The sequence below is a fragment of the Pseudotenacibaculum haliotis genome, from assembly GCF_042684245.1.
Classification (GTDB): Bacteria; Bacteroidota; Bacteroidia; order Flavobacteriales; family Flavobacteriaceae; genus Polaribacter; species Polaribacter haliotis_A.
The window spans coordinates 802291-808489 of the sequence record NZ_JBHULH010000004.1; the positions used below are offsets into that span (position 1 = coordinate 802291).

Genomic DNA, 6199 nt, shown 5'->3' on the forward strand with positions numbered 1-6199 from the left:
TCGTCATACAAACAATTAACCAACAGATACATACTTGGAAACAATCTTATCACTTAGAAATCTCGACAAAAAATACGGTCGAGTTCATGCTGTCAACAACCTTTCCTTTGACATCCAAAAAGGAAACGTTTATGGTATTTTAGGACCTAATGGTAGTGGAAAATCTACCACTTTAGGTATTATTCTTAATGTAGTTAACAGAACTTCTGGAGAGTTTAGCTGGTTTGACGGAAAGATGTCTACCCACGATGCTTTAAAGCGTGTAGGTGCCATTATTGAGCGTCCAAACTTCTATCCATATATGACGGCAAGTCAAAACCTTGCTTTGATCTGTAAGATCAAAGGAATTTCTACAGATAAGATTGATGATAAACTGAAAACTGTAAATCTTTATGAAAGAAGAAACAGTAAGTTCAGAACTTTCTCTTTAGGTATGAAACAACGTTTGGCTATTGCATCTGCATTGCTAAACGATCCTGAGATCTTAATTCTTGATGAGCCTACCAATGGATTGGATCCTCAAGGAATTCATGAGATCAGACAAATCATTAAGGGAATTGCTAAAAATGGAACCACCATTTTACTAGCCTCTCATCTATTGGATGAAGTAGAAAAAGTATGTAGCCATGTTGTTGTAATTAGAAAAGGAGTTAAACTTTACAGTGGTAGAGTTGATGAAATGACTGCTTCTAACGGATTGTTCGAACTGAAAGTAGAATCCGATGAAGAAAAACTAATCAAGTTATTGGAAGATCACAAAGGAATTGGTTCCGTTAAAAAAGAAGAAGATCTGATCATTGCCCATTTGGCAGAGCAGATAGGTTCTTCTGAAATGAATGCTTTCCTTTTTCAAAATGGGATCACGTTATCTCATTTGGTAAAACGTAAGCCTAGCTTAGAACAACAATTCTTAGATCTAACCGCAAACAACTAACCTAAAAATCAAAGTCATGTTAAGACTCTTAACCATAGAATTTCACAAATTAAGACACAATAGAGCCAGTCGTGTTCTATCTATCATATATTTTGGACTATTAACCTGTATCGCGCTTATTGCTGCTATCAAGTTCGATATTGGACCTGTAAAGTTTCACTTGGCAGAAGCAGGGATTTTCAACTTCCCATATATCTGGCACTTTAACACTTACATCGCTGCGATCCTTAAGTTCTTCTTATTACTTGTGATCGTATCTATGATGGCCAATGAATACAGCTATAAAACGCTGAAGCAAAACCTTATTGATGGTTTAAGTAAAAAGGAATTTATTCTTTCTAAATTCTACACCGTTATTGCTTTTGCATTGATCTCTACTTTGTTTGTATTTGTAGTATCTCTTATTCTTGGGTTGATCTATTCAGATTATAACGAGTTTAGTATTATCGTTACAGACCTTCAGTATTTATTCGGATTCTTCATCAAACTAGTTGGATTCTTCTCTTTTGGTTTGTTCTTTGGAATCTTAGTAAAAAGATCGGCTTTTGCAGTAGGTGCAATGGTTGTTTGGTTGATCATTGAATCGATGACCAAAGGATTGCTTTACTACTCTTTTAGAAAGATGGATAACATTTCTGAGCGTGTTGGAGACATTATGCAGTTTATGCCTTTTGAATCTATGTCTAACCTGATCAAAGAGCCTTTTTCTAGGTTGAATGCTGTAAAAACAGTAGCCAATCAAATTGGGGAACAGTTTACAAAGAGTTATGATGTTCAGTTTTTAGATGTTATGATCGTTTCTGTGTGGACATTCGTCTTCATTTACTCTTCGTATGCTTTACTGAAAAAGAGAGATTTATAAGATATTTTTAGCATAGCTGTCACAAATTTTTATCTATATTTGTGACAGTTATAATTAAAAAAAAGAACTATGAAAAAAATTACACTCTTTGCAGTGGTGCTTTTGGTATGCACTACTGTTTTCTCTCAAACAGGAAAAGTAAACAATAATTGGTATTTTTCCTCTTCCACTACTCCTCTAGGAGTTACATTCAATAATCCTAATGGTTCTCCTTCAGTTTTAACTGACAGTCAGGCTGAAAACGAAAAAGCAGCATCTTCTGTTAGCGATTCCAGTGGAAATCTTCTTTTTTATTTTGACGGTATCAAAGTAAGAAACAAGCATCATCAAGTAATGCCTAATGGGGTTTTGGAGCACTTACCTAATACAACAAACGAAATAGCTGAAGAAGCTATTATAGTTCCAGATATTACAAACAATGATAGATATTACATCTTCATAGCTCATAATTCTTATCTGAACTTAACTGAAAGTGGGTATTACTATTCAATTGTAGATATGAGCTTAGACAGTGGTAATGGAGATGTAGTACAAAATGTAGGGGGTCCGCTTCTAGATGCAAATGGTCTTTTAAGTTTGACAACTAATAACGGACACAAAAGGTTAGCCTCTTACTATAACAAAGTTCAAAATATTATTTGGATTACCATATTGGACGGTTTTAACAGAAAGATTTTGACCTATAAAATGGACAGCAACGGTTTTAGTGATATTCCTGTACAGGTTTCTTCAGATGTTACTTTTGACCAGTTATCCTTAACTGAAGGAGGAATGAGAATTTCTCCAGATGGATCAAAAATAGCGATGTCTTTAAGATTAGATCCACAAAACACATCTGTAAAAGATGCTATAATTGCTGATTTCAACACCAGTACTGGAGCTATAACAAATCCTAAGCCTATTACCGTTACTGAAGTAAATGATGTAGAGTTTTCGCCAGATAGCCAAACGTTATACTTAAGAGGGTCATCCGGTTTGTATAGTGTTCCTGTTAGTGCTACTACCGGCCCTGCTACAAATCCAGCTATTCCTTCTTTATTTCTTACCCGAATACAAGGGAGAGGTTCAATCCAATTAGGGCCTGATGATAAACTTTACTTTAATCACATTATAGGAACTGCTGCTAAGTTAGGAGTTATTGAAAACCCAAACAATACTATTACTAATTTAAATATTATTGGTGAGCTATTGACTTTATCTGCAACGGGTGGAACCAATCTAACAACCCTTCCTCAAAGAGTTATTGATTTAGGAGTAAGAAACGAGCTATTCATAACAACATGGGTGGTAGACAGCAATGATAAAAGCATTACCATTCCTACTTTTAGCGGAGAAACCTATAATTATACTGTAGAATGGGGAGATGGCACTATATCTACCAATCAAACTGGAGATGCCACTCACACTTTTAATGATGCAGGAACCTACACTGTTAGTATTAGCGGGACATTTCCTCGAATTTATTTTAATCACGTAATTGAGAAAAACAGTTCTTCTAGTATTACCCTTAATAAGGATAAAATAATCGCTGTAAATCAGTGGGGGACTAACCAATGGACTTCTATGGATAATGCTTTTTGGGGATGCTCAAATTTAGAGGTGTTAGATACAAAATCTCCTAATCTTGCATTTACTACCAATCTATTTGGAATGTTCGCTTATTGCTCTAGTATGAATCAGCCTTTGAACAATTGGGATGTAAGCAACATAACAGACATGAGGTTTATGTTCTACTATGCGACATCATTCAATCAACCTTTAGACCAATGGGATGTGAGCAATGTAACACGAATGGGCTTTATGTTTGCAAGAGCAACCAATTTTAATCAAAGCCTAGGCAATTGGGATATCAGTAATGTAAGTAAAATGAGTGGCATGCTAGATAGTTCAGGTTTATCAAAAGTCAATTACGATGCAACTCTTATTGGTTGGAACAATCTTCCTTCTCTTCAAATTGGAGTATCTGTTGGAGCTTATGAATTACAATACTGTTCAAGTATTGCTGTAGCTGCACGTCAAAATATACAAAACACTTATGGTTGGTATTTTAGTGGAGATAGTAATTCATGTAGAAGTGGAGTTCTAGAAGATACCAAAGCACCTCAAAATATTTCAGAGTCATTAACAGTATATCCTAACCCCGGAACCGAGACAATCTTTGTAAATTATAAAAAAGGTACTTTAAAGAATTACGTTTTTCAAATAGTAGATCTATCTGGAAGAGTGATCTTACAAAACAATGAGAATAACAAATTAGATGTTTCTCATTTGAAAAAGGGAATATATATTTTAAAGGTTTTAGGTCTAAAAAAACAAGGAAGCATTAGATTTATCAAAGAATAAATACTTTTTGTTATTACTAAACTCTAAAATTTAGTACTAAAGAAGCTTAAATAAGACAGGTTTATTGTGACAATAAGCCTGTTTTTTTGATTATTTTCATTCTGTTTAAAAGCTCTTATAATAAAAATATCATAGGTCACGTTTTTCTAGTATCTTAAAGGCCTGTTAATTTACACCCATGAAAAAAATTTTATTTGTTATATTTTTACTATCCTTAACAACTCTTTCTGCTCAAAAGGAAGCCAACTTCTGGTATTTTGGTGAAAATGCAGCCTTAAATTTTAACTCAGGAGCACCAGTTCCTCATGGATCAGAAACTGATAATAAATTGGATACTTTTGAAGGATGTTCTACTTTTTCAGATGCTGACGGGAATCTACTTTTTTACATTGGAGCACCGGATCAAGATGCAAACAACTTAACGGTTTGGAATCGAAATAACGATCCCATGCCCTTTACTGATGTAGCCAATGGAGGTACTTTATTAAACGGGGATGCTTCGAGTTCGCAATCGGCACTAACAGTTCCCGCTCCCGGTCAGCCCAACATCTATTATATCTTTACGGTAGGAGCCCCCTCGAGTAACAATCAAGGTTTTTGGTATTATACCTTAGACATGAGTGCAGATGGAGGTTTGGGAGATATTGTTGCGGGTCCGGTTGCTTTGAACAACAATGCTTTCCCGGATGTAAACCATGTGGAGTGGACAGAAAAAGTAACAGCGGTAAGAGGAGATGAGTGTAATACTTTTTGGGTGATATCATATGCCAGAGGTAATTTTTACTCGCATAAAGTTACTTCTACCGGAGTAGATGCTACTCCTGTGGTGAGTAATTTGGGGAATACTTCTTATAACAATTCAACATTCCCTAATTTTCAAAACGACTTGGATCCCAGAGGGTATTTAAAGGTTTCTCCGGATGGAAGTACCATCGTATCTGCCAATATGAGTTCCGGTACCTTTTTATTCGATTTTGATGATGTGTCGGGACGAGTGAGTAATCCCAGAGAATTAAATGTGGATAATAGATTTTCCTATGGAGTTGAGTTTTCACCTTCAAGTGATGTATTGTATGTATCTACGGGGAATTTTCTGAATTCACCTGAGTTCTTATTCCAATACGATCTAACACAACCTACAATTACCGATATTAACAACTCTCGCTTTACCGTATTCAATTATTTTAATTCCAGAGGAGCTGTACAATTAGGTCCCGATAATAAAATCTATTGGACCAGTAGTGGATCACAGTTTATTAGTGTTGTTAACAATCCAAATGAATTAGGAGCAGATTCCAATTATTCACATCAGACTGTTGATGTGGGGGTTGACAGACAAGCAACACAAGGACTACCTCCTTTCCTATCTTCTCTTTTACTACCTATTGAAATTACAGACTCCGATAATAACCAAGTCATCAACAACCTAAGCTTAGAATACTGTACAGGGTCCGACAAGACAATTGTTCCCGAAGCTGTTGCCGGAACAAATATTACCTACGAATGGAGTTTTAATGATGGAACAACAACCAGTATTGTTGCTACCACTCAAAATTTAGTATTAACAAACCTTGCACTAACAGATGCCGGGTTGTATTCCTTAAAAATCACACTGACGGATGCTTGTGGTATTGTTACCACTCTACAAGGTCAGTTTACAATTCAAGTGTTTGAAGCTGCAGCGGCTACTCAGCCTGTAGATATCATTTATTGTGATGCAGACAATGACGGATTCAACACATTTGATTTAGAGACTCTAAAAGATGCTGAAATTCTTAATGGTTTGGATGCAGCAACTTTTGAAGTATCTTATTTTACTTCTATGACAGATGCTGTTGGAAATACAGGAGCTATAACAATTCCTTACACCAACCCAACTGCATTTAGTAATCAAACCATTTATGCTCGTGTAATGAACAGAAACGCGCCAACTGCGTGTTTTGATATTACTTCATTCACCTTAGCTGTGACAGGATTGCCTGTTCCTATTCAACCCACAGACTACGAGATCTGTGATGATGCCAATGATGGTGATGATACCAATGGATTTATACAAAGCT

At 35.7% G+C, this 6199-nt stretch carries 3 protein-coding genes and 1 pseudogene; all 4 read left to right on the top strand.

Annotated features, from left to right (window positions below; translation table 11 throughout):
* Positions 1 to 34: 34 nt before the first annotated feature.
* Entirely contained in the window at positions 35 to 934 is a 900-nt protein-coding gene (locus ACFSRZ_RS11775) for an ABC transporter ATP-binding protein (protein ID WP_379666759.1), read from the top strand.
* 16 nt (positions 935 to 950) lie between these two features.
* Entirely contained in the window at positions 951 to 1796 is an 846-nt protein-coding gene (locus ACFSRZ_RS11780; protein WP_379666760.1) for an ABC transporter permease, read from the top strand.
* Positions 1797 to 1865: 69 nt separating this feature from the next.
* The gene (locus ACFSRZ_RS11785; RefSeq protein ID WP_379666761.1) at positions 1866 to 4139 is read left to right on the top strand and encodes a BspA family leucine-rich repeat surface protein; all 2274 of its coding nucleotides are present in this window, start codon (positions 1866 to 1868) and stop codon (positions 4137 to 4139) included.
* Positions 4140 to 4317: 178 nt separating this feature from the next.
* Positions 4318 to 6199: pseudogene (locus tag ACFSRZ_RS11790) on the top strand (hypothetical protein); the annotation flags it as partial.

Excerpts from the sequence above, each read along its gene's own strand:
- ACFSRZ_RS11785 (WP_379666761.1), top strand. The coding sequence starts at position 1,866 with ATGAAAAAAATTACACTCTTTGCAGTGGTGCTTTTGGTATGCACTACT.
- ACFSRZ_RS11780 (WP_379666760.1), top strand. The coding sequence starts at position 951 with ATGTTAAGACTCTTAACCATAGAATTTCACAAATTAAGACACAATAGA.